Genomic DNA, 25,672 nt, shown 5'->3' on the forward strand with positions numbered 1-25,672 from the left:
CCGCTTTATCCTCCCTATTTTCGCACTCTCGCCGTTTCTCCTTTGTGTGAATCTCCTCTACATTTTCCAAGATAATTCCATCGATTTACGCCGTTTTGCGGTTACAAGTTGCATATTTATACCTGGTAGCACCCACATAGCATTTTGGTTTACCGTCATTTTTCTACACTGATTCTTGTCGCCGCTTTACCATCCTTCTCCGTACGTACCAACTGTAACAGAGCGGCAGCAGGCTGGCAGCGCCGATCCATGCGCCGAAACCGAAGATGTTTAGATATGCCTCCAACGGCTTGGCAGGATCGCCGTCGTCCATAAGTCCCAATCCTAGCGCAGCACCAAGCACCAAGCCCACGTTGCGCGTCAATGCAATCATACTCCCGAGCGATCCTGCGTCATCCTTCACCGCATGGCTCATAATGAAGCTGTTATTCGGCGAAGCGATCAGCCCCATCCCCGAACCGATCAAGGCCAGCGTACAAATAATTGCCCACAGCGGCAATACGCCGAATACCCCAGAGAATAGCAGGAACCCGCCTGCCATGGCGCATAATCCAAGCCCCATTAAGCGACACGATCCAATCCGATCAGATAAGTGCCCTGCGACGGGGCCGATTACAGCCAAGAGCAGCGGATATGCCAGCATGACATAGCCTGTATCCGCCGTGGATACCGAGGTGGTTCCCGAAATATAAAATGGCATGAGAACCAATGCAATATTGGCCATCAGGAAAGATGCGCAGCTAATGATCAGACCGCAGGCTACGGCTGGAATACGAAACGCCGAGAGCGGCAGAAAAGGCTCTTTCTGCCGGGACTGCCACAACCAGCCCAAAAGGCAAACAATCAGCAGGACTGCATACAGTAGAAGCATATTCGGAGATCGCCACCCTATCGCGCCTCCGTTCACAATGGCGTATATTCCTATGCCGATGCTGCACATGAACAAAATGGCTCCAATTACGTCCAATGAGGCTTTTCTCGTCTCTTTCTTCTGATCAGCAGGGATGAAGCGCAGCGCTAACCCGGTTGCCGCGACCGCAACGGGAACATGAATCAGAAACGCCCATTGCCAGCTCAACCATGCCGCGGTGAAGCTGCCTGCAACCGGTCCCGCCATGCCGCCTAGGGCAACAGCGGTGCTCACAAAACCGAGAGCCCGCCCTCTATGTGTGCCCGGCATATGAAACGTGATAATTGCCATATTTGTCGCTTGGAACATTGCCGTACCTGTCGCTTGCACAACCCGCATGAAGAGGAGCACGGTGAGATTCGGCGAGAGCGCAACCAGAACAGAGCTAATTGTGAATAAGGCTATGCCGCAATTATGGATACGGCGATGCCCCCAGCGATCGCCTAACTTGCCCATCAAGGGGAGGAGCGACGTAATAGCGAGGAGATATCCGGTCGTCATCCAATGCACTGTCCCAATATCGGACTGGAACACGGAGACGAATCGGGGAAGCGACACATTCACTACCCCGGCGGTAAAGTGAGACAAGAATGCGCTGAGACAAATCGCCGTCATCATCCATGCCCGTTTTCCGTCAGCTGTTCCTAGTCTCTCGTGTGCAGAAACGCTCAACAGTTTTCCCTCCCCTTAAGCGGAAGAGCGGCTTGCCGGGTATCGAATATCGGCCCCAGTTTCGCGCAAATGGTTCTTCCTACATGTCCGTAGCCCTCGATGACAATAAGCTCATTTTTTGCATGCATTCTTATCACCATATCCTGTAAAGTTTATAATTAATATACATTGCGTTATAAAATGCACGCGCTGTATTTTGTGTGCAAAGTATAAAAACCCAGCGAATATTCACTTTTTGTCACAAGTGTCTATCTTCTGGGCTTTCATATACTCTAAATCTGGTTATTCCTCTATTTTGGTTTGTGTAACGTATGATTATGAACCGCTGTACAGCGTGATTTTATTTTTTATTATCTAAAGGAATCGATATTTTCTTCTTATAGGTTTTTATATATTGGTAGCCGTCCACCAGTAGGAATTCTGGTTTATCGGTTGTGTTAAACGAATACGTCTGTTCCCACAGAATGTTGCCGTTCTTCAAATCCCATTGTCTTTCTTTCGATATTGACGATACAGGAATAACTTTGCTGCCAGCCTGTACGGACAATGTGTCCATCTTCAAGAAAGTAAATTGTTTTCTCGCAATGACAACATCATGACCTGTAGCCGTTTTGGTAACGCTGCGAATCCAGAACTTTTCATCTCCAATTTGAATGGAGCGATCGGATGGTGATGCAAGCGAGATAGGCTCTTGTATGTTATGATATCCTTCAAAATTGACGAGTTCAAGCTCAATGGACTGAATATTGTCTGTAGGGAATGGATCAAATTTCAGTTCGAAGTCTGGATTACTTCCCCCTCCTCTAGTCCAACTAACTTCTTTTCCATTCACATAGAGCTTGGTTTGGCCTGAAAATCTCGGATATTCCTCTAATTCATAATGTCCCTTCACGATGGTTGAGGTTGGGGAAGCCGTAATGTAGTCATAATGAATGGTTCCTTTATCGACAACGATGGATTCGGAAATATCCTCTTTAATGATACTCTTCATCGCTTTGTTCGCTTCAAAATCGAAGGAGATGGGATAGGATATCTTCTCCCCATTGTCCAGCCACTCAGTGAATGTAAGGGTTAATGTACGAGAAAATGGACTGACTGGTTCGAAATCAGCATCTCCCACGAACTGGCTTTTATTTTTTCCGGGACTTCCGCCCCCCTCAATTGGGCTGGAATCGGTCAAGAACCCTTTCACATGTTCAAAACTATACCGTACAAAGTCGTGGTCCGTATACTCAGTGCCCGCGGGTCGATCAATTGTATAATATAAGCGGAATACGTTATCGTCCGCAATTACGCCATTAATAGCAAGGACAGTTCCATCCTTAAGCGTTGTGCTTTTGTTTACTTCTTGTGCGACTCCCTGCTTCATCACATCCGCAATGCTGTTGAAGTTGACGCCGCCAAACAATTTGCTGCCGTAATAAGCTAAGGCCGGATACTCGTATACCCCGACCATGAGAATGACTGCTGCCGCTGCCGATGCAACCCATGCTCTCGTCTTATTCTTGTTTCTTTTCTTGACAGGAACATGTTGAAGCGCATCTCGAAGTCTGCCCTCAAGTTCTGACGGAGCCTGGATTTGATTCAATATCTCTTTATGCTCCTGTAACTTCTCCTCGATCGTTGTCATAACGATCACCTCCGATCATCACTTTTAGTTTTTGTATACCCTGTGAGATTCTTGATTTGATCGTTCCAAGCGGCGCGCCGGTCATATCTGCAATCGTCTGATACGGAAGATCATGAACATAACGAAGCTCGATCGCCTCCCGCTGCTGTGCATTCAGATGGGATAGCAGCACCTGCATGTCCATTTCGGACTCGGTATCACGATAAGGATTATCATCTGTTAATGCAGCTAGTGATGGCTCTTGCTCGTCTTCCAGTGGTACGAACCGATCCTTTTTGCGAAGCAATGCTTTACAGCGATTGACGAGAATCGTCTTGCTCCAACTGTAGAACGCTTCGTTCATCTGCAATTGCCCAATCTTCTCATATAGTGCGACTATCATATCTTCCATTGCATCCATCGCATCATGCTCATTGCCCATGTAGGTATAGGCAAGTCGGTAATAAGCGTCCTTATCGGCCATAATGAGCTGTAATAATGCCTCTTTGTTGCCTTTTTTGGCTTGTTTGACAAGATGGCTTACTCTCATGTTCACTCCCCTTTTCATAGATAAGAGATCGCGGGGATCAGAAAAGTTCATTTTATATAAAAAATTATACATAAACGTCAAATAGCCCACACCTTGTTACACAGATGAGGGCTCTATTAATCGTCTGATTACACTGTAGATTGCTGCACTAGCTTGACGCCGCGTGGCGTTCTGACGAACAACCAATTTTAAACTCTTTTCGCAAAAATTGCGATTTGTAGAGAGTCGATTCGATTAATCTTGATTTGATCTTTCTGTTTTTACATTTACGGATGAGAGTTCCCTTGAAAATGCTCCATCATGGCGCCAAATATAATACGCTTGGTTCCCGATAAAACCGCAAACAAAATCTAAGAGTTCTGCTATAAAGTCTTGTTGCCACTCATTTTTTAAATTTTGATGAATTGCTAAGAGGCGGTTGTAAACCATGCTTTCATCCAAGCCGCTATCATGCAGCATAACTAGAAAATCGTATCCGCGCTTTACTAAAGGGTAATAATCTACATCATTCAATAGCAACGGCAATTTTTCAATTTCATTGAAAATCTGTTCATAATTATTCGGATGTGTATCTGTTATAATCCTCTCCTTTTGTTTGTGGATCAACGCACATTTGACAATTTCGTTTTAAACGATAATTCAGTTTGCAGAGTCAGGAGAGACGACTTCCCATTTTCCAAACAGCGTCAAACCCGCTGCTCGAGCTAAAGAAGTGGACGCGTGGTTATCAAGCTGGCATCTGTATTGGGGTTCGTACCCTTGTGCGTAGGAGTACTTGCTAATGGAGCGCACTACTCTACGTGCATGGCCTTTCCCTCGATAATCATTCAGCGTGAGCACTCCGGTATCCGCTATATGCGAATTCAGCCATGGGTACATGCTGGCGGCACTCACTAAGCGGTTTTGCTCAAACGAGCCAAACACAGCCCAGTGATCCAATTCCACATAGGCGTCATCCAGATCCTGCTCTGAGGAAGAGGCTTGGAATTCGAAAAATACAGCATGGTCTTGCTCTGTCAGTTGCCGCAAGTCACCGTCCACGGCTTCTTGCATCAATGAGTTCTTATCGGCTTCTGTAAAATAGAAGAGATAATCTGCCCCATGCAGCGTAACCCCTGCTTTAATTAATTTTTGTCTCAAGATGGCTTCAGTCAGTTCTGCTTGTTGAGTAAGGCCCGCCTTATCAGCCAATGCCGGCGTCAGAACCGCCATTACCTTCCCGTCAGTCATTGCCAATACCATTACCCGATTGGCATCGCTTAGGTCAGGATTGATGGTGAGCGTAAGGACTTCATCGTGATAAAGGACTTCCCCATTTCCAAATTGCTCCCGCCAAAAGGCAGCAATCATCTCTGAAAATATAGGCATGCTTGTCGTTTGGAGTGGTTGATTTTGTTGATTTGGCATCTTGATCATTACCCTTTTCGTTAGACTTTTCCCTACTCATTTGCATGTGCTTCCTAATATAAGAAGCCCTATGCCAAACTGTAAATGAAAAGTTTTGCTTTTACTATGTTGAATACTCATATATTTATTTTCTGCACATTCACTTGCTTCTGAATGATTCAAAATCCCATTAGATTCTTTACATGTTCCGCATTTTTTTTAGACGTTAGCTTTTCGAGTAATAGAAATGCAACATCAAAAGCTGTACCTGGATTTGAAGAAGTGATAATATTTCCATCCTGAACAATTAAATCATTTTGCACAACTGCGCCGAAATTCTTTAACTGCTCTTTTCGTTTACTCGTTGAATGATTGTATGTGGTCGCTTTTTTTCCTTTAAGAATCCCGCTTTTGCCCAGTGCTAACGATGCAACACAGATACTAGCTATTGGTTTCTGATTGGAATAAAAATGTTGAATGACTTGTAAAAATGGCGTGCTGAAGGCATCCTCGTAAAATCCAGCTTCTTCAAATCCTCCTGGAATAGCGAGTGCATCAAACTCATCTAGTTGAATATCATTGACCGTTTTTTCAGGGATAACAGTAAGATTCCATGTACAGGTTAATTTATTCCGGAGACCAACTGTTACGACCTCAGTTGAGCCATCTCCCTCCCACTTATTCCAACCTAGCACATCTGTAAATACACTAGCTTCTACTGCTTCAAATCCGTTAGCTAATAATAATAATATCTTTTTCATGTTCTAAATCCCCTCCATATCCTTATTTTATAAAAATATAGAAGGCTCATGAACAGGCTAGAAAAGGATATTTTATTGTTTGACTTTAATTTATTAATTATTTTGGTTATTCTATATTATAAAAAAAGGTTGGATATGTTATGGATCAAATTGATAAAAACATCGTGAGAATATTACAGTCGAATGCTAAAATTTCCATGAAAGATTTGGCAGAAGCTGTTCATTTATCTTCTCCATCCGTAACTGAGCGAGTACGAAAGTTAGAGGAGCAGCAAATTATTGAGGGTTACCATGCGCGCGTTTCTCTAAAAAAAATGAACCGTCCAATCTCTGCACTTATTTTGTTTGAATCGAAGGATTGTAAATCATTAGCAAGCTTTTGCCGTAACCATCCAGATGTACTTGAGTGTCACCGGGTAGCAGGGGAAATTAGCTATATTGTCAAAATAGCAACGTATTCTGTAGAGAGTTTAGAGCAATTTATTGATGATTCCATGCAATATGGTACGCCCTCAACAAATATCGTGTTATCATCTTATGAGCAAAAAGTAATCGACCCTTATACTAGTGAAGAAGAATGAAAAATCGCGGTATAATCAGTTAGCTAGTAGCGATACTTTCTCCTGAATTATTCATATGTAATCAATCGGGCAGATTAAAAGGAGGAATGCTCGGATGAATTGGGCATCTGTATTCGAAGTGTGCTACCAGAAAAATCCTGGTTTGACGGAGCAAGAAGCGGAACATTTTATTAGTCATTGGAACAACCCTCTATCTGAGGAGGAGATTGCGGAAATACGGGAAAGGCAGCGCAATCCCTTTCCTGTAACCGATCCTTTACATAAGCTATACCAGCCGTTCGATCCGGCAAAATGGTCTATTCCGAACAAGTGTCTTCCCGCCGCTTATCTTGATTTACTGCGTTTTTCCAATGGCGGTGAATTCAGAAATGGTGTTCGGCATTTTCAGTTTTTCAGTGCTGATGAGTTACGAGCGATGATGCTGGCCTATGAATTTCCCGAGTACATGCCAGAGGCGATCCCCTTTGCTATGGATGGCTGCGGGATTCATTATGCTTGGGATATGCGCAGCAGCTCAGAAGAAAATGAATATCCCATTCTTGTATCTCACTCGGGAAATTTAGGATACGCGGACAGCGCACAAGTTGCTTCAACCTTCATAGAACTATGTATGGGAACAATCTCGGCTGAAGATTTACTTTACGGTAATGATGAATGATTGCAGGAAGACCATTCGATTTGTTTTACACAAATGAAGGCTTGATCGTCAAGATAAAGCGCCAGCGATATTGGACTGTGTGTTTTCTTTTTCAGGACGACGTTATAAGGAAAATGACCTCTAATTCCACAATACCGTGGTGGATTTAGAGGTCATTTTTTATAAATCATAGTCCTATTCTTTTACGCTTTTACTTCAGATCCACTATACACTTTCACTTCGAGCGGAGCTGTTAAATAAGCTTTAGCCTTTGCAACAAAAGAAGTGAAATGTTCACTTGAATTGTGTGCTGCCACCGCTTCTTGGTCTTTCCATACTTCCACCATGATATAGACATGTTCTGTTTCTACGCTTTTATAGAAATCATAAGCAATGTTTCCACTTTCCGCTCTAGAAGCTTTCACTAGAGATTGAATCTCTTCAACGTAAGCTTGTTCTTTTTCTGGATTTACACTTGAAACAGCATGAATAATGATCATTTGAATCCCCCTCTGCTCGTTAATTTTCATTCATAATTCACACAAAAATTTATTTCCACTCGGTTATTGTCTCCACAGGAAGACGTACGGATTGGTATCCTGCTCCATCTGCTTTTCCAATGGAAATGAGCATTACCGGAACATAGCGCTCTTTATCCATACCGAAAGCTTCTGCGATCTGATCTTTTTCAAACCCTCCAATTGGACAAGTATCATATCCATGAGCACGAGCTGTTAGCATGAACTGCATCGACACGAGTCCGCCGTCAATAAGCACGGTTTCTTTGTTTACTTCAGGAGACAGATTTGCATAGTAGTTTGTTAATGCTGCCATCTGTTTTTCTTTCACTTCAGTTGGCATATATCCTAGTTCTACAGCCTTGCTATAGATCGCTTCCCCATTTTCAAAGCTATTCAGATCCCCGAATACTGCAATCATTGCTGAAGAAGTTTCAACTTGCAGTTGGTTAAAACGAGCGAGAGGTGCTAATGTTGCCTTGCCCTCTTCACTTTCAATGACTAGAAAACGCCATGGTTGCATATTGACAGATGATGGTGCACGAGTAGCATCTTCAATCATTTCTGTCATTTCTTCCTTGCTTATTTTTACGGACGAGTCATATTTGCGAATAGAGCGGCGTCCTACCAGTATTTCTTGAAAATCATTGTTCTTTGTTGTGTTAGACATGATGTGATCTACTCCTTAATCTATATAAATGTAAATCCTTTGATCAATCAACAATTGACTGGTCAACGATTGATATGTCAAACAATATATATCAGGTCTAACATTAAGTCAAGTGAAATTCTATAGATAAACTCAGACGAATGCTTACTGTCCGCCTTGAAGAATGAGGTTATGTATCCTATAATTGACGCATCAATGATTGATTAATCATCTATAGAGGTGGAAAAACAATGCAAGTGTCTCATCAGGAAATGAAACAAATATTTCTTATGTTCAAGAATATAGAAAGACATGTCACCCAGCACTTTGAGAAACGATTAGGCATTAGCTTAACGAGATATGAAATCCTGTACAAATTACTTGAAATGGGCTTGCTTTCTCAAATCGGTTTGCAACAAGAGATGAAGATTGATCAAGCTGCAATTACAAGACATTTAAAAATACTTGAGGGAAAAGGCTTTGTTACCCGCAATCGCAATGAGCAGAATAATCGTGAAGTGATTGTTCAGATTACAGAGGCAGGCAAGGACATTTTAAGGAACTGTGATGTAGATAAAAACCAATTTATCGCTGAATTGTTTGGCGGGTTTTCAGAGCAAGAGGTAAAGCAACTTCAGATTTTAGTGAAAAAGCTTGATCATAACGTAGAAAAATTAACATAAGTCATGACATTTTTGCTTTTGATGGCGGGAGCCGTCGTGAACACGATCCAATGTGTGTTTATAGGGGGCGTTGTTTTTGTAGGCCTTGTCTTTTACCTAGTCGGGTCGGCTCCAACCAAGTCCTTGGGAAAAAAGTTCTCGCGTGGCACGATCAAATTTACATTATCGGTCTTTTTTACCTTGTCCATTTTAATTTTGTATGGGATCATTACCTATTGGAACGTACGAACCGGAGAAGTACATTCTATAAATTCATGGAGGCAGCGATGAACCAAATACTTATGGATCAATTGAATCAGTGGCATGAAGATGATGAACACCAGCGAATTGTGGACACACTGTTAGCCATACCCGAGAATGAACGGGATTACAAAATGAAAAGTCGACTGGTTGCAGCCTATAATAATTTGGGGCTTTTTGAGGATGCTCTCCAACAAGCTGATCGCATAGCAGAAGAGGGCCAACACGATCCACTGTGGCACTATCGGGTAGGTTTTACATTCTATCATGTAAAGCGCTATGAGGAAGCAGTTCAGGCATTTCGTACCGCTGATCAATTACAGCCTGGTGATGAGGATGTCGAATATTTAATGCAATTAAGTATTCAAAAAGCAGAAAAACAGCAGCGACAAGAACGCCGCATTGCAGCTAAGAAAGAAGCAGCCTTGAAAGCGAGTGGATCCGCAGCGGTCGAGCCCTTTTCGGATATGTCGCTTGATGACTTTTGGGATGACAGCGAGTATGCAAGAGAAGCATATGAATCCGAGCCGCCTACGGATGAGCTGATCGCTTCAATCGAGGAGGAATTGGGATATAAGCTCCCCTCCTCTTATATTGCACTTATGCAACACCGCAATGGTGGAGTTCCGATGAACACCCGCTTCCCTACAGAGGACGCTACTTCTTGGGCTGAGGATCATATCGCAATTACAGGAATTCTGGGTATTGGCCGTGAGAAGAGCTATTCGCTCTGCGGGGATCTCGGCAGTCAGTTCATGATTGAGGATTGGGGTTACCCTGACATTGGCGTCGTGATTTGTGATTGTCCATCAGCAGGCCATGATGTGGTCATGCTGGACTACCGAGCCTGCGGTAGAGATGGCGAACCGGAAGTAATTCATGTCGATCAGGAGCAAGATTATGAAATTACGTTCCTAGCCGATAATTTCGAAGAGTTTATTAGAGGTCTGGTGAACGAAGAGGAATATGATACTTCTGAGGAAGATAAGCTAGAAGATCTTCATAGGGTAGCTCATGGCAAATTTTCTTCGTTGCTGGAAGAACTATGCTCGAACGTAGTTGAAGTAGACCAGATTGAACCGAAAATCCGTCGTATCTGTACATGCATTGTTGAAGAGAAGGGCCATTTTTCTTTTCATGCGGATGAATTATCGTATCTGATGTATGATTTGCAGTTTTGGTTATATACAAAGTCATATCCAGAGACCAGCCGCGAGCAGTATCTGGGAATCTATGAGAAAATGATCGCCTTCGGCGGCGAGTTCGGTCAAGGCGGCTACGCACCATCCTTTATTTCGGATTGGCTGGATCGCCGCAAGAAGGAAGGACGGATTGTGCAGGTTAATGGACACCTTCGGTTTACTGAGCAATCGATTGAGGAACTAGTTCAGCAACTGCAAGAAGCCTAACAAGACCGACCAAGCATCAAGCAACCAATCACGTTCGGACGAGGGCTCTTCTTCTTTTTTAGTAATGGGAGATTCGCTATACAGCGGGAACAAGAACATTTCATTCTGGCAGAAAAAAATAAAGGACTATTTCAATTCAAAAGCATCGTCAAAAAACGATTTGAAATTAGGATACAAAAATCTCATCGACGCTTTCAGTTGATCGCGCCCTGTCTTTTCTTCATCAAAATCAAATAATATTTCATGGTCAATCTCATAGATTGCATAGTGCTCCTCATCCGAACCAGTAAGATCCATGCATAATATGTGACCATACTCGGAATCCCAGGCGAATGGAAGGTAACCCCACTTGCACAGGAGTGGATTATACATATCTTGAATGCGGCGTAACGGCTCATCGACCGGTTGTGCTGGCACGATGTCGAAATAGTGATGATAGGTTGAAATGAATGCTTGATACCATTCCGGAAAGTCCAGCCCGAATTCTTTTTCCAGCGCACAAATGTCGCCATCAGTTACGGTAGAAGGAACTAATCTCCATATCGACCACTCCTCATTAGAGTCGGTTGCCTTCATTTCACCCGGAACATCTGGTCCCATCCATCTACCAAATCCATCCTCCGTTACTTGGTCATATCGGCGATAATAAGCTTCAAATCCTTTTTTGATATAGTCCCGTTTATCCAATGCTTAGCTTCCTCTCATTAAGTATGTATTCCCAATTGCTCTACGTAGTATCGATGTGCGATTTCCGCGATTTTATCCGGATCTTCCCAAAATCGATTATCCAACTTATCAAGTCTCTCTATCTCTTCCTCAGTAAGGAACTGAGGAATATCCCAGAGTTCTGTAAGGCGCTTGTCTTCTGACAAACGTTCGATACAGGCATATCCGGATTGTATGATGTCGAGTGCATGAATCGCTCCAATCGCTTGTAACGCTCGAATTGCATGGAGATATGCCACTTCTCCCCAATTGCAGAAAAACTGAATAAACCCGCCGTTATATAAGTCAACTTCCAACAGCCACAAGGAAGTGATCTCTTGTTCCTCTGGAGTCAAGGCATCCCAGCCTGAATCATTTTTCTTATCCACAAAGGAAGAGGCAAAATCGAACCAAATGTCGCAGATATCCGTCTTCTCCATTTTGTTTCCCCCCTTTAATGTATAGACCTTATAGATCAGAACATCATTTATATGCTTCATTTATACACAATGCCGCTGCTATCCTAATAATTTATTAGGTTAATATTCAATAGAATTAACAGTTCGAGAGAGCCAATAACTGCTCCAGTCTTTCTTTTAGTGGTGCTTCTGCTTTTCGTGCCGCTCCTTCCAGCTTCTTCACGCTTCCAAAGATTCGGCAGACAACCATCTCACATTGATAATTCTCTTTGTCTTTCAATGCTTCGATAAGCGCCTCGGCAAGCTCAGGACGGTCGATAGTCAAATTTTTGACCCTCGTCCCCTCGTCAATTCCTCCCAGCAACATGGATACGATCACCGGCATATGCTCTGCCTTGACGCCATGCGCCTCGATAAATGCCTGCGGATAGCCGTCCTGCACCATTTGGTGTTCCGTATCCACCATGCCCATATAACGGGATACCAATGAGAAATAATCCTCGCTATACAAGCCGAGACCTAGTACGGCATAAGTGCCCGGCATAGCCGATTTCTCGCTCGGCTCCACATCGCTGTACCATGCGAACTCCTCCATTGCCGTATCCGCATATTCTGCAACCTTGGGAAACAACGCCGGATAGCTGAGTGCATTGGCAAAAAAACGATGAAGCTTGGACTTCGCCAGCTTTTTATACGGAAGCACGTGCTTTTGGCTGCTTTTCAGCTTAAGGTTATATTCTTTAGGGAAATCCCGCCGCAACAGATCAATGATATAATCGAGCGCTTCACCGTATGCTGCCTCCTCTTCAGATAGAATCCGGATGTCGATCGTTTTCGTCACGTCATTGTTGTGGGCCTCTATTTTCTCTCCCCGATAGGTGCTCACAAATTTACCGCTGCCTATTTTCAAATAATCTGCTGCCCGCTTTGAACCCAATTGTGCCGCAAGTCCCAGATATTTCAGCCGATTATCCGGCTCTGTGAAGCCAATCTGTACGGCTGCATAAATAAAGAACTCTAATTCTCCAGCATCTACGGAAGAAGGAATCGCTTCCTCCTTCAACACCCATTCGTTTCGATAATAACCGGTTTGGTTAAAATGCTGCGGTAAAAAATGATCCTCCGCCCAACGTTTGAAGGAATACGTATATCGGCTGGTCCATTCTTTTTTGCGTTCTTGATTCTCCTTCAGCTTATCATTGAGTCGTCGGATTAACGGCTCGATCTCTGCTACTTCCTGTTTCATTAGTTCAGGATTGACCAAATGGCTTGCAAAAAAGAAATAGTCATCTACTGCTGGTTGCACTGGTGGTTCAGATAATACCTTTGATTGAATAAATTGCTCCAGGGTCTGTTTCAGTTGATTTAGCTTTGGTTCATTGATGAACTGTTGTCTACGCGATAACTTTGAATTTTCCCATTCAAACTCCAATACTACTTCAAACTTGTAATCAAAGAAACGCGCACCCAACTCCTCAGAGAGGAACAGTCGCTCTACTCTTTCGCATAAGGCAGGAAAGAACTCCTCAATGAGAAGTTCATCCGTTAACTCCGTAATGTAGTCGCCAGCTTCCACTTTATACGAGCTGTCGCTCCAAGATAATGGCTCATAGATATCGATATGGATGTTTCCATTAGCCCATGTAAACTTGCCTTTTCTCCATGCGACTCGAAGATAATCCTTAACTCCGGCCTGTAAACTTCTTTTATCCTTAAACTCGCTCAGCCTTTTGCTTTCTTTTGCGTAAATCGATGTGACTTCCTCCCACACCTCATTCAGAAAAGCTTCTACAGCGTGATTCAACGGTGTCTCCTCCTGATTAAAAAGTGAATATGCTTGCAGCATCTATGAATCAGCTCTGCTGATATAATGTTGCCGTCATCCTATCCTCTGTACAAATAAACATATAGAAAATGCCTTCACCATACTTATCGAAATCAGCCCAGTCCAGCTGACCGATAAACCGCATTCTTTGGGCGCAGCAAGGACAATGCGGGAAGTCGGCATCCTGCACCCAACTTGGATGACCTCCGATTTGCGAATCTTGCTGAGTTAATGTCCAAGTCGCAGCATAGTACGGCGAGTGCGGCTCGGATGATAGAGTAAGCTTAATTTCTTCAACCGTAACGCTGCTGTCCTCGTCATCCCAACTAGGCAAATAATCGGGCTTCTGATTAAACCGGCTCCAAACCGGTTCTCCTAGTTGATCGAGTTCCATGTAAATCGTGCTGAAGCCTCCGCAGAGCTCGCATGTTGCCACTTGCAGGCGTTCCGTAGGCATACCGAGATACGCCAAGGATGGATGAGTGGTGTCCGCGTCCATCAAGACAGTTAGCTTCCTCTCACACCATGGACAATTGGAATTGCTCGTCTTTAGGAAGTGTGCAGCAGATGTTCCTACTCCTAAATTTACCTGCTGTTCATCCGTTGACCGAATTGCATAGCATAGCCCACTAATCAACTCTCGACTTTCCCCATTAGATGCGAGCTCCCAGCCCCCCTCTAGGGCATTTACGTCAGGATTGACGAGCAACTGTCCCGCCCACTTCGGCGGATGCAATCGCCATTCCTCAAATTGTCTTACAACCTCTGCGTCACCGATCCAGCTCAATATGATCAGGATATGATTGCGGTTGTCGTCGTCCCATTCTACTTGCTGGAGGAGTCGCTCCCGGATTTCAGGCGGCGCATCCTTAAATAAGATCGAGGGATAATACATGTCACGCTCTATGAGTTTGGGCAGAACTTTGGAAATATCATCATTCCGGTAACATACGAGAGATAGTAGAATTTGTTCCGCTTCATCCTCATTCCCAGCATCCAGTAGCTCCACCGCATACTTCAGCATTTGCGCTGCCTCTGCAGCCGTCAAGGATACATAGATGTGTTCCTTGCTATGCGGGTAATCGACATATTGAATTAGCGGACTATATGTTCTTTGTGCATGCATAACCTTCAAAATGTCTATCGGGTTCGTCAAGCCTTCATACAAATTCACCGTTTTACGATGCTGCTTAATATACGTTTGCTTTTTTTGCCGTTCCTGTTCCTGTTGGCAGGGCATGCAGATGCCGCCTGTTTTAGCCGCCGTAGCGGGCAGGATCGTCGAGCTGCAGCCTTCCGTTTTGCATGGAATGCGTTCTGCCATAGTTAAGTACCCTCCATATGGTGTCTTTTATATATCGATCACGAATCGATTCATTTCGGAAACTGCCCTTGAAGATAGGAATTCCAGAGTCTACTAACAAATGCATTGGCGAGCTTGCTATCGAAAGCCTTAGCAATGAGACCGAGGTCGTCAGACACATAACTAGCCAGCTCGGAATTTTGCGTGAGCCGAAACGTTTGCTTGAATACATATTCTCTAATATCTCGAATTGTTGCACTTTCAGTGGGGTCTTTCTTATGTATGGTTTCGTAGCTAGAGTTCCATGCCGCATCGAATGCAGTCGATTCTCTAGCGTCTAATTGTGCATCCCAGTCCTCTTCTTTTTCGAAAACTCGTTCGAAGAAACCGTCAGCACGAATCATAGTTAAGATTTCATTTGGTGTTATCAACGCAATTTCGCCTCTTTCAAATCTATTTGTCTCTCGTTCTAACGCATCAGCATACAACTTCTTACGAGCCGATGAGCAACTTGTGCTCTGAGAAGATTGCGGAATATCCGAGCCTATACAGCTCGAAATAAGGTGCGAACGGGTCGCCCTTTAGTCCGTAGCGATGCCACTGCAAATAATAAGAGATCCAATAATCGCAAGTAATCGAGTAATAGGCCTCATCCAGAATTTCAATCGGTGCATCGTAATCCTTGTGTTCACTCACAACTTCAAACAGCGCCTCATACACATCAGGATCATGAGATTGACGGATCTTGTCTATTTTCCCATGCGGCAGCAGCTGAACTTCTTTGATTCTAGACAGGTATGCTGCTGCATCTGCCGCACCTTCAATTTGCTCGAACTCTTCAAGCAGTTCCTTCAGCCCTTTAATAAACTGTTCGCCATGTTCTCTCAGCAGCTCTTCAGGCACATTTGCAACTTTACTATTAAAATAGCCTGGCACCGTGTCTCCGCCAAAATCCGCGGGATCGAGGATGTCATACATCTGTACAATCCGCTGTAAATAGGCCTCTCCATCTTGCAGCGGCGCAAAGGTAGCCTCCACCCCTTTCCCACTTGGCATATACATTTGAAAATATCCATACAGCTCATTATCTTCGATGACCGCATCATCGGATTCTACATCTTCATCCATGAGCTGGAGTAAATATCTCGCGTATGACTGTTTATCCATTTGCACCTTCCCCATGTCGCTAATCATTAGGATCAATCCCTTCATCTTCACACTACAGATAAAAAAATCAGGAAATCGGAGTCCTATGTTCCATTGATAGATCAAGTAGAAGGAAAGGATTCCATTCCTGATTATGGATAGTATACGGGGTAAGGAAGTTAGCAATCAACCTTACAGCCCACTAGTATTTAGGGAAAGATACCTTAGTCCTACTTGATTGCGTCTTTGTTCCTTATAAATGTTGATACAGCCATTAGATCAAAAGACACATCAACTTGTGTTTTATGAAATATATCTACAACAAATACTTGACCTTAGGTCAGACCTAAGGTGTATCGTTGAGTTATTCCAAGTTTCCCCCCTAGGAGTGGACGTGATGAAAAGTGAAATTACAATTAGCGAGTTAGCGAAGCTGATGAATGTGTCCGTTCATCAAATCCGGTATTTTGAAGAGAAAGGCGTACTTCAACCGAGCTACACAGATAACAACCAGTATCGCATGTACGACATGGAGCAAGTATACCAGCTGGCGCAAATTCTGCTGCTTCGCAAGCTGGAGGTGCCTGTCTCATCCATTAAGGAATGCATGACCTCTTATTCTGGAGCTCAATACCGACAGCTGCTTCATTCATCCCTGAGAGATATCGAAGTGGAAATGCAGCGTCTTAGGGAACTCCAACAGTTCATCCAAAAGGTGCTGCACGAACAGCAGGACGTCATGAACTCGACCAGCACATACCAAATCAAGCGGCGAGAACCTAGGTATTTCACACGGTGGATCGAGATGTATCCCCAGACAAAGCTTACGGCCAAACAATTGGTGGAGCAGCAGAAATCTATTCCGAACTTATTTGAAATGGATATTCACTACATCGATGATGGTTCTAGACTGAGCACCTTATGTCTGGAGACGCAAGCCCCTGGCGATTTTTCTGTGCCGGAGGGAGATTACCTGGCGATGCAGTGCGCCATTCAAGAAGTCGATGAGCTTGATCAAGTTGTAGAACAGTTCTATGAATATGCTGCTACGCAATCTTATGTTGTATGGGGACCTTTGATCGTTATTGAGAAATCATATTTGTCTCTGTTCAGCAACAACCAGCTTCACTACGAGCTGCAAACGTTAATAAAGCCAGTTGTCAAATCCGAAGGAGGCTATGAACATGACTGTAGCGCGGATAACGATTGAACCGATGCAGCCCAAGTACAATGCCGACGTTGGCCGATTGCTCGTCCACGGGTTTCGCGGGAAATTCCAACACCTTACGAACTTGAGTGAGGAGAATCTTGCTCTTTTTTTCGAGAAGATGCTGGATTCCTTTCCTGCTGAACCGGCAAGCTTGAGGGTTGTCGCGCTGCAAGCGGGAGAAGTGATCGGAACTCTGTCGATTAAATGGAGTGCGAATGCAGAAGTTCAACAGGCAACGAGTAATCTTCCCTCGTGGAAGGATTATCCTTTCATTGGAAAATGGACCTTTCTTAAACTGGTAATCGGATTGTCCCTACTAGAGCATAAGCCGTTAGCTGAAGAATGTTATATTGCTGACGTGGCTGTCCACCCTGATCATCGAAGCAAGGGAATTGGAAGATTGCTGTTGGAATGGGCACAGCAGTATGCCCTAGCAGAACCAAGCCTGAGCATACTAAGCTTGCATGTCGCAGGTACGAATCCACGGGCAAAACAGCTGTATGAGCAGTTATCCTTCTCTACCCATATACAAGAATATAGTATTCTGCGTCACTTCTTTTTCAATGAAGGAACATGGCATTATATGACCCGAAAATTGAAGACCTATAGCTGAGAGCTTCACACAAGGAGAATAGTAGATGAAAAAGAAACTAGCGATATCCTTACTATTGATCGTTCTGATATTGGGCGGTACTGGGCTGTATATTTTGAATCAGCACGACTTTGACATGGATGAACAGGCTGTTGAAATCCAAACGCCTCAAGGCAAATTAACAGGCAGCTTCGTACTGCCTAAGAACTACACGAACAAACTTGGACTTGTATTGTTCATTCATGGGGACGGCCCTATTGACGCTACGCATGAGGATGGCTATAAGCCGCTATGGGAGCGGCTTGCTTCCATTGGGTATGCTTCTTTGTCGCTAAATAAAAGAGGCCTTAACGGTTCGGAAGGCAATTGGGAGCATCAAAGTATAGATGACCGAGTGGAAGAAGCCGTTCAGGCGATTGCTTGGGCCAAAGAGCAGCCAATGATAGACGGGAAGCAGATTGGGGTATGGGGAGCGAGTCAAGCGGGCTGGGTCATTCCGAAGCTTGCCAAGCAGGAGCAGCTCGCGTTTAGCCTTCTTCTCTCCCCTGCAATCAACTGGATTAGTCAAGGTGAATACAATACACGCAGTGAAATGCTGGCTGCAGGAAAAACGGAAGCAGAAATTCAAGACAAACTGGCCTATAACCGACAAGTGCGACAGTTGCTAGAGAAACATGCCTCCTATGAAGAGTATGTCAAAATCGCACGTGAAAAGAGCTTGATGTCGAGAGACAGATGGATATTCGCCGGCAAAAATTTTTTGTCGGATGCCACAGAAGATCTTCGCAACTTCAACTCGCCTGTATTATTAATTCTGGGTGAAGAGGATATAAATGTTGATGTGAAAAATACGGAGCGGGTCTACCGTGACATCGTTAAGCCGGAATTGTTGACTGTTGCTGTCTTCTCTGATGCTGATCATTCGATGCTCAGCAAGCAGACGGTGAACTCGAATCTACGAGCAACGCTCATTAGTCTGTTCGCTCCCAGACAAATTACGATACCAGGTTATATGGATGCGATAGAGAAGTTTCTGAGGAAGTTTCTAGTACATAGCTAGTTGCTAGGCACACGTAAGATATGAAGAACGCACATCGTTCACCAACTTGCTGTAGATAGATTCTAATCTAAAACAAAAAGGATGCTCTTCACGATTTGAAGACCATCCTTTTTTAGTTCACATTATATTAGGTTATTCCTTGCTTGTTACCAGTGTTCTTCGACGAGCTGCCAGTTATTAATTGTATTAACACGCAATGATTTTTCCGCGACAGATCATGTAGTATAACAGCATTCTCAATGTCCTTAAAGCTAATTACTTACAATTAAATATTTCCTTTCTGGAAAATTAACTGAACGGAATCTCCAGTTACCAACCAAAGTAAGTAGGATACCTATTTGAGCTGACAGCCTAAAGAATTTGTCTGGATATTTTCAGAAGGACTCATTTCCTCTCTTTTCGGAACTTATCTTTCCGCGCCTCATAGTTTGACATTTAGGGCTATTGAGTTTATATAGAACCAAATATCTCAAGTTCTGTTCGCTTATTTTAATTTGTACTAAGTGCCCTTAAAGCAGCTTCTGCTCTCCCGCAAGTAACCCATAATTCGGGAACGGCATGACAAAGGCATTGTAATTGCGAAAGAAACACATTAACTTCATCATTGTCCAACTTAGAAAATGCCAACTCTGTCAACCATTCTCCAATAAATTCATTCCAGTTGTTTAGGTCTTCATAACATGCTGCTGCAACAAGGCAAACTCTTAAAGTCTCCGTGATTGTCAAAGAATATTGAGGATGATGTCTATAAACACGTACAAGCTCCTTTATCTCTTTAGCGAGCAAACTACTCCGTGCTACAGCGGCTACTGAAGCCAAACCATTCAATATTGCTAATAGTTGCGTTTTATCACTTACATTATTGAGTCGATGGTTTCCTAGTTGTAAATTACGAGCGACCAATTCTACGTGAGTTGTTTCAACACGGAAAATAAACGCAGAATTTATAAGACCAATGAATGATATGGAGCTTATTTCTTCGGATTGAAGTTGAGATTCAATTGTATCCAAAAGCTCTTGAGGAAGTTGCGGCGGAATGTCGTAGACACCCTCAAGTGGACCAGGAAAATACCACTGAAACTCAATTAAAGATCTCAAGCTTTGAGCCTTCATTCCTAAAACAAGTTCATGAAGTTCTTGGTCAGTAATATTTGTCTCGTTCTTTTGGGCAGCACTCAATATTCGTCCTAAGAATTCTGCTTTTATTTGTGATGGCAATGCAAAATCGGGACTCCATCGTGGTTCAAGTCGAATGTCAGTGAGCGATTGAAAATAAAACTGCTCTCCACAAATATTTAACGCCCAATCACTAAACAAATCGATATTCACACCAGACTTAATAAGTTGACGATGGATTAAAGCAGCATGTGACATAGAAGCTAGCCTTCTATAGAACGGGGGTTCAGATGAAAACAACCGAATTCTTGACAATTCACCGTCTATGAGAATAAACAACGCCGAGAAAAGCTTAATTTTGCTCAATGATCCATCAACTCTGTCATCTCGGATTTGTTTGATAAGACGTATTATTAACGGACTGATTTCTGGTTTACTTGATAAGATGCGTAATCCGATTTCAATAGCTCCTATTTGCGACACTACATCACCATTTGATTCCAAAAATTCAAAAACACGAACAATAACGTTTATATCGATGTTCTCCATTTTTATTTCATACGTCAAATCTGAATGTAATGACACATATAGACAATGTAAGAGACCCTCATATGGATTTAAATGTAACAATTGTTCAAAGTGCTGCCTACCCTGCCCGGTCGCATACTCCCTAATAGACAAGCTCCCATCGTAACAGCCTACTAATCTTTCATAGTATCTCTTTGAAGAAGGTATAAGCAAAGAAGTGCTTGCATTACCACTTGTTAAACCTTGGTATATCGTTCTCTCTTTGAATCCCGGTGTATCGGTAATATCAGTATGAAACTCATCTATTTCGTCATCTTCAAGCGCTCTGTTGGTGAGGATACCGTTCCACCTATTTTTATCTTCAACTGGAAAAGATACATCAGCGGATACCTTATCTAATGAACGAAGACGCAAAGCACTGTCCCCTACTAATGGTAAAAAGTCTGACAGGCTAAATTGTTGCTTGTCATTCGAAATAACGAGAACTGGTTTTAGCTTCCCATTAATTTGATATTTAAGCTTCCATACTCTATCCTGATTATCGATTATTTCCTTATTTGGTGAAAGTAAAGTTATGTCCCGTATAGCGCAGAACAGTGTCGATTGTTGAAAAGAAATATCTGATCCATTCAATGAAAGAACAGCATCTACGCTTATACCATATGATTCTCTGAAGGGTTTATCCTCTAATATAGATTCCCTCATTATCGGTGGTAATTGGTTTAAAGCAAGCTGCACTATCATTGATCTCACTAACAGTGCATTCTCACCATTTCCTATTTGACTAAATTGTTCATTTTCGGAAATATCAATAATTTGCCTTTTGTTCCATTCAACAATTGCGTCAAATAGATCATGAAACTGCTCTCTAAGAGGAGTCAAAACATTATCAGTAATCCAATTCCAAAACTCGACTTTAATAGCATTCTGAACGTTAGGAGGTGGTGAAAGCAAAAGGAGAATAAAAATCCCCCTTCCAGCATTCACAAGATAATTACCATCTTCGTATTTATGGGCCCAGCCTCGGATATCAAGTTGTCCAAGTATCCAATCCGAGTATGCAATCACTGTAGAAAGGTCGGCTTCATCTCTCCAAAAATTTTTCAAAACTCTGTGGTATACATCGAAAATACTATTGAGCCAGAGTGCTTCTTTGGGTAGTTGTAGCCAATTCCACATCCGTACACTTAAGATGCTTTCACGGATAGCCTTAAGCTCTGCCGTTTCGAATACCTTACCGTTAATCACCGAGGAATCTTCAAGGTGCGTTGTTAGCTCATAATCGTCTACTGGAATAAACACATATCCAGCACGACGTAGTTTAGTCCTATATTCTAATCGATTGTTAGAAGTAATCAAACCTTTTGAAACTAATGCATTAATTATGTCTAACGTCGAAGAAATTTGGGTTTGCACTCCGTTATATTCAATATGTTCATGTTTGTTAAGAAATCTATCATCTGAAATTATGACATTACATTTGGAAGCAAGTGCAATAACACTAACGGTGGGATGTTCAGAAATCGAATCATAATCCAATTCCTCAAACTTTTGTAATCTGTCCACCTTAATTTTTCCTGACTCAATTTGTGTACTAATCGTATATCGAATTCGTTCTACTAGTTCCTCGACATTACTAGAGATACCCTCGAAAGATATTAACTCGTTAGCAATTGAGAGCGTTCTGGGTGATACAAACGCTTTGAACCCTGCATTTTTTAGTTTTTCAAGTAGTCCTAGATGTTGTAAATAGTTAACTGCGAGGTCATCTAAATATAGTATTGCATTATCATTTATTTCTAACTCACTTGGCCAAGGTTTCTCGATAATATTTAGATAGGCACGTGCTCTCTGAAGTTCTTCACCGGTGATTTGCCCTTTTTTGCGTAAACTTTCGACTACGGACAAGCAGCTATTCATTATACTCGAATATTCACTTAAATCGGCTTCTTCCTCCATCAGTGAACCGATTCTATGAACAGGATACGGTGTAATTACGAAACACTGAGTGTCACTGTCCTGCCTTACCTTTTCCGCCTCAGTTATCAAATTTGCAAGATCATTACCAATTCGATCAGATAATTCACTACACGGGTTAATTTTTGTTACAAGTTTATTAAGTAAATCTGTTGCTATCATATTACGCAATTTTTTAGCCTGAATAATGCGACTAGGTTGATGATAAGAAATTTTCTGTTTTTCTTCAAAGAGCCATCTTAGAGTTGAATGTGGAATATGAACCTCATTAAATGCTTCAAACGTGTTTTCAAGAATATTAAGAAAACTCAATGTAATCAAAGCTGTGGCTTCAATTCCAATGACCTCAACTTCATCGATACGATTTGGTTGTCGCGTACCACTGTATGCCGGAATGATATCTTTGTATCTGAGATCAGTTTTAGATAAGTTTGCATAAGATGGAAAAACCATCAAACCGACTAATGATTTGTTGAGTGAGTGAGCTGCTAAGATTTGAGGTATATCACCATTACTTAGAGATGTCCATGTTTCAGACTCATGACGATCCCATTCGGGCTTATTTTCCATAATTTCCTTGAGTGACATTTTTTGAAGAGGTCCATCGTCGTCTGAAAATTCTGTAGCCTTTTGAAGCCACAAAGAAATTTCAGGATCATTCTCCCAACCGGCGTTAGTAGCCAAAAAGTAAGCAGAAATATATACATTAGCGTCATTATTGGCTACTGCAATAGCAGTATGAATCAATTCCTTAGCATAAGGTTGTAGGTTCAACTGAATTGCCAGTTGAGCTGCACTGATTAATTCGTGAGGACTTCTATTGTTTTTCTCCTGAATTTCATTGATGATAAAAACTGATAAGGAATGCCAATCACCCAATGAGATTCCAAGATTAACTTGTAATAAACGGTAGTTTCTATCTTGCTGATCATCACTTAATTTTAATAACTCTGAACGGCTTTCGAGTAGATAACCTTCATAATATAACGCCCAGGAATATAACATTCGAAGATTTATGGATTGATCTAAGAAATCAATGTGTGCTTTTATTAATTCAACAAGTTTAAAAGTCTCTTTAGTATTAAGCAAAGCTTTTGCCAACCGTTCAGCGTCTTGTATTGATCGAGTTCTCTCAAATAAAAGTTCTCCGTACAGACAAAGACTGATCCATTCTCCTCGAAATTCGAGTTCGTCTACAAGTGGAATCAGGTCATTTAGAGATCGAGATTGTTCGAATTTTATTTTTCGATATTCAATGGGGTCAACATTTTCCACATCATTGATTAACTTCCTAATACGTTTTTCTTCATCAACTGTAATTCCCTCTTCAATTAGCTCAGATAGATTTTCGTTAGCTCTTTCACGGAGTCCAGCTTGTAAACAAAAATCGATTTGGAGATACAACAATGATTTTTTATCATAAAACTTTGAAAGTTCACTATAGTGTCGACTGATATAACTTGCAGCCTCGTCTGGAGACTTTTTTGTAAGAACTAAAGAAAAACGAGCAATAGCTGCTTCTTGTGTAATTCCACCATGAAGTGCAATTTGCCGCTCTATTTCTTGCTCTACAGTTTTCAGTTCTAATTTTATTTTAAATTGAAGAGCAAGATGCACTAGATGAAGTGAAGACTTGGAATCACGGAGTTTAGACTCTAGCCGCTTTACTCCTTGATCTGAGTCCTCTGGATCTCTTAATTCAAGCCAAAGAGCATATTCATCGTCAATTGCTGCAGCATGAAAGCATTTAAGTTGGTATGCAATTGTTGCCGCGTCAGCAAAATAACGTCGAGCTAATCGACGGGAATGAATTGAGGCTGCTTCTGACGCTAGTGGGAAGTCATGAGCTTGAAAAGGTGCCTGATTAATGACAATTGGAAATAACTCTACTGGGACTGTACTCTGTAGATAATATAATCCGCATAAATGATAAAGGATTGGACATTCATCAAAGTCTTCAGCAGTTAGCGTTTCTAAAGTTTGTTCCGCAATATCACTTTTATATAACTTTAGGCATTGCGCTAAAAGCAAGTGCTTACCATATGGGTCTAAGTTCTCTGCCTTAAAACCCACGGTTTCAAACCAGGTAATCCCTCCCTCTGCCCCATCGTGTTGTAAAATGACAAATAGACAAGCTGAACGCGAAATGGGAGTGTCAATACCAGCTAAGCTACTAAGAGCTGCGTACTTATCACCTGTATTTGAATAATTGATCAGGGCTTGTGTAATATCGATTTCAATACGATATTCTAATGATTTGGCTATTTCGAGGAATTCCGAAGCTTTTAATACTTCTTCACTGGACGATATGAAACGTGCACACCAAGATAATGCTCGACTTCTTTCAGAACTCGTCCCGTTGGAAAGTTCTCCATCAATTATCTTTCTAGCTAATGATATGGATGCCCCAACGGTATTAAACTCTGCAAAAAAACGAGATTTGCAAATCTCATCCAATTCATCTTTTATTTTTTGATCAATAAGTGTTGTTGGAAAAATAGAATGGACAAATTTGTTCGACTCCATTTTCTGAAATAAAGAGTCCAACTTTTGTTCGGTTTCTTTAATGTGTCTGCCTGTATCAATGATATGTTTCTTTTCAGCCAGAACTTTGTCTAAATGTCGATTCTTCCTCATCTCGGCATTTAACATCTCAACAAAGCGTCTTGCTCCTGATGAAGCATCCCTTTTATTTATTCCGAGACCGTTTAATACAAAACAACATTCATCAATCTCACCGGTTCCGTAGAAAATACTTCGGAGTATAACATCCCAATTTTGCTCTATTGAGAGGAAACTGCTTTGAATCGTACCGTATGTGTCACCATTTACTTTAAAAAATTCACTCGAGGTAGATTTTATAGATTGTATAAATGCTTTAAATATATGATCCTCTTCTTCACCAAAATGTTTATTAAATATTTTTTTCAATGTATCATAAGCTGTGTTACCTAAAATTCCAATTAGTATATCACCTAGCATTCAATCACCATCACTTTTTTGTGAAATTTGGAATTGATAATTAGCTATATCTATATTTATTTAACATCTTTAATTCGACATTTTACTTGGTTTTCCTCTATAAATGGAAATTGAGATTCACTTAAATCACCTAAGCTCCATTAGCAAATTTAAAGCAAAACACTATTAGCCAAGAACTTTGATCTATCAAGCACGAAGCATCAA

General features: G+C 42.1%; 22 protein-coding genes. 7 read left to right on the top strand and 15 right to left on the bottom strand.

Translation table 11 applies throughout. The features are described 5' to 3' along the window. Positions 1–163: 163 nt before the first annotated feature. The 6 genes from PBN151_RS13950 to PBN151_RS13975 form a co-directional block, all read right to left on the bottom strand. Positions 164–1,582, bottom strand: a complete 1,419-nt coding sequence (locus PBN151_RS13950) for an MFS transporter (protein ID WP_083545138.1) — start codon at positions 1,580–1,582, stop codon at positions 164–166. Between the two features lie 340 nt (positions 1,583–1,922). After that, positions 1,923–3,212, bottom strand: coding sequence for a DUF4179 domain-containing protein (locus PBN151_RS13955; protein WP_072729440.1), 1,290 nt, complete (start codon positions 3,210–3,212; stop codon positions 1,923–1,925). Continuing rightward, entirely contained in the window at positions 3,178–3,741 is a 564-nt protein-coding gene (locus tag PBN151_RS13960) for a sigma-70 family RNA polymerase sigma factor (protein ID WP_072729441.1), read from the bottom strand. Before PBN151_RS13960 ends, PBN151_RS13955 begins: the two co-directional genes overlap by 35 nt. A 234-nt stretch (positions 3,742–3,975) precedes the next feature. Then, positions 3,976–4,347, bottom strand: a complete 372-nt coding sequence (locus tag PBN151_RS13965) for a hypothetical protein (protein WP_072729442.1) — start codon at positions 4,345–4,347, stop codon at positions 3,976–3,978. Positions 4,348–4,380: 33 nt separating this feature from the next. Further along, entirely contained in the window at positions 4,381–5,148 is a 768-nt protein-coding gene (locus PBN151_RS13970) for a GNAT family N-acetyltransferase (RefSeq protein ID WP_227774663.1), read from the bottom strand. A 158-nt stretch (positions 5,149–5,306) separates the two neighbouring features. Further along, a complete protein-coding gene (locus PBN151_RS13975; RefSeq protein ID WP_072729443.1) occupies positions 5,307–5,888 on the bottom strand; it encodes a DJ-1/PfpI family protein in 582 nt (193 codons plus the stop codon). Positions 5,889–6,028: 140 nt separating this feature from the next. On the opposite strand from PBN151_RS13975, the gene PBN151_RS13980 reads away from it, so the two are divergent. Both PBN151_RS13980 and PBN151_RS13985 read left to right on the top strand, forming a co-directional pair. Further along, positions 6,029–6,469, top strand: coding sequence for an Lrp/AsnC family transcriptional regulator (locus PBN151_RS13980; protein ID WP_072729444.1), 441 nt, complete (start codon positions 6,029–6,031; stop codon positions 6,467–6,469). Positions 6,470–6,563: 94 nt separating this feature from the next. Next, on the top strand, positions 6,564–7,127 hold the full coding sequence (locus PBN151_RS13985; protein ID WP_072729445.1) for an SMI1/KNR4 family protein: 564 nt from the start codon (positions 6,564–6,566) through the stop codon (positions 7,125–7,127). Positions 7,128–7,309: 182 nt separating this feature from the next. Here the strand turns inward: PBN151_RS13985 and PBN151_RS13990 are convergent, their stop codons facing one another. Both PBN151_RS13990 and PBN151_RS13995 read right to left on the bottom strand, forming a co-directional pair. Continuing rightward, the gene (locus tag PBN151_RS13990) at positions 7,310–7,606 is read right to left on the bottom strand and encodes a putative quinol monooxygenase (protein WP_072729446.1); all 297 of its coding nucleotides are present in this window, start codon (positions 7,604–7,606) and stop codon (positions 7,310–7,312) included. Between the two features lie 49 nt (positions 7,607–7,655). Next, the gene (locus tag PBN151_RS13995) at positions 7,656–8,294 is read right to left on the bottom strand and encodes a nitroreductase family protein (RefSeq protein ID WP_072729447.1); all 639 of its coding nucleotides are present in this window, start codon (positions 8,292–8,294) and stop codon (positions 7,656–7,658) included. A gap of 230 nt (positions 8,295–8,524) precedes the next feature. Here PBN151_RS13995 and PBN151_RS14000 point away from each other — a divergent pair, with 230 nt between their 5' ends. Together PBN151_RS14000 and PBN151_RS14005 are read left to right on the top strand one after the other, a co-directional pair. Further along, positions 8,525–8,956 carry a MarR family winged helix-turn-helix transcriptional regulator gene (locus PBN151_RS14000; RefSeq protein WP_021255680.1) on the top strand — a complete coding sequence of 144 codons (432 nt, stop codon included), beginning with the start codon at positions 8,525–8,527 and terminating at the stop codon, positions 8,954–8,956. 266 nt (positions 8,957–9,222) lie between these two features. After that, positions 9,223–10,605 carry an SMI1/KNR4 family protein gene (locus tag PBN151_RS14005; RefSeq protein WP_072729448.1) on the top strand — a complete coding sequence of 461 codons (1,383 nt, stop codon included), beginning with the start codon at positions 9,223–9,225 and terminating at the stop codon, positions 10,603–10,605. A gap of 126 nt (positions 10,606–10,731) precedes the next feature. Here the strand turns inward: PBN151_RS14005 and PBN151_RS14010 are convergent, their stop codons facing one another. The 6 genes from PBN151_RS14010 to PBN151_RS14035 all read right to left on the bottom strand — a co-directional run bounded on the left by PBN151_RS14010 (position 10,732) and on the right by PBN151_RS14035 (position 16,039). Continuing rightward, positions 10,732–11,292 (bottom strand): SMI1/KNR4 family protein, encoded by a 561-nt coding sequence (locus tag PBN151_RS14010; protein ID WP_072729449.1) that lies wholly within the window; start codon positions 11,290–11,292, stop codon positions 10,732–10,734. A gap of 17 nt (positions 11,293–11,309) precedes the next feature. Beyond that, positions 11,310–11,750: a DMP19 family protein gene (locus tag PBN151_RS14015; protein ID WP_021262872.1), complete on the bottom strand. Its 441-nt coding sequence runs from the start codon at positions 11,748–11,750 to the stop codon at positions 11,310–11,312. A gap of 115 nt (positions 11,751–11,865) precedes the next feature. Next, positions 11,866–13,533, bottom strand: a complete 1,668-nt coding sequence (locus PBN151_RS14020) for a DUF6138 family protein (protein WP_072729450.1) — start codon at positions 13,531–13,533, stop codon at positions 11,866–11,868. 49 nt (positions 13,534–13,582) lie between these two features. Next, positions 13,583–14,878 carry a DUF1963 domain-containing protein gene (locus PBN151_RS14025; protein WP_072729451.1) on the bottom strand — a complete coding sequence of 432 codons (1,296 nt, stop codon included), beginning with the start codon at positions 14,876–14,878 and terminating at the stop codon, positions 13,583–13,585. Between the two features lie 50 nt (positions 14,879–14,928). Then, entirely contained in the window at positions 14,929–15,345 is a 417-nt protein-coding gene (locus tag PBN151_RS14030; RefSeq protein ID WP_227774666.1) for a hypothetical protein, read from the bottom strand. Between the two features lie 4 nt (positions 15,346–15,349). Next, complete coding sequence (locus PBN151_RS14035; protein WP_227774668.1) at positions 15,350–16,039, bottom strand: hypothetical protein; 690 nt, start codon at positions 16,037–16,039, stop codon at positions 15,350–15,352. 361 nt (positions 16,040–16,400) lie between these two features. Here PBN151_RS14035 and PBN151_RS14040 point away from each other — a divergent pair, with 361 nt between their 5' ends. Genes PBN151_RS14040 through PBN151_RS14050 form a run of 3 tightly spaced genes read left to right on the top strand, consistent with a single transcriptional unit; the run spans position 16,401 to position 18,865 of the window. After that, on the top strand, positions 16,401–17,213 hold the full coding sequence (locus PBN151_RS14040) for a MerR family transcriptional regulator (RefSeq protein WP_072729453.1): 813 nt from the start codon (positions 16,401–16,403) through the stop codon (positions 17,211–17,213). After that, a complete protein-coding gene (locus PBN151_RS14045) occupies positions 17,188–17,826 on the top strand; it encodes a GNAT family N-acetyltransferase (RefSeq protein WP_072729454.1) in 639 nt (212 codons plus the stop codon). Before PBN151_RS14040 ends, PBN151_RS14045 begins: the two co-directional genes overlap by 26 nt. A 25-nt stretch (positions 17,827–17,851) precedes the next feature. Next, entirely contained in the window at positions 17,852–18,865 is a 1,014-nt protein-coding gene (locus PBN151_RS14050; protein WP_072729455.1) for an alpha/beta hydrolase family protein, read from the top strand. Between the two features lie 489 nt (positions 18,866–19,354). Here PBN151_RS14050 and PBN151_RS31295 read toward each other — a convergent pair whose 3' ends face one another. Then, positions 19,355–25,468 carry an HTH domain-containing protein gene (locus PBN151_RS31295; RefSeq protein ID WP_072729456.1) on the bottom strand — a complete coding sequence of 2,038 codons (6,114 nt, stop codon included), beginning with the start codon at positions 25,466–25,468 and terminating at the stop codon, positions 19,355–19,357. Positions 25,469–25,672 lie beyond the last annotated feature (204 nt).

This window comes from Paenibacillus sp. NAIST15-1 (assembly GCF_001894745.1).
In the GTDB taxonomy this organism is placed as follows: domain Bacteria; phylum Bacillota; class Bacilli; order Paenibacillales; family Paenibacillaceae; genus Paenibacillus_B; species Paenibacillus_B suaedae.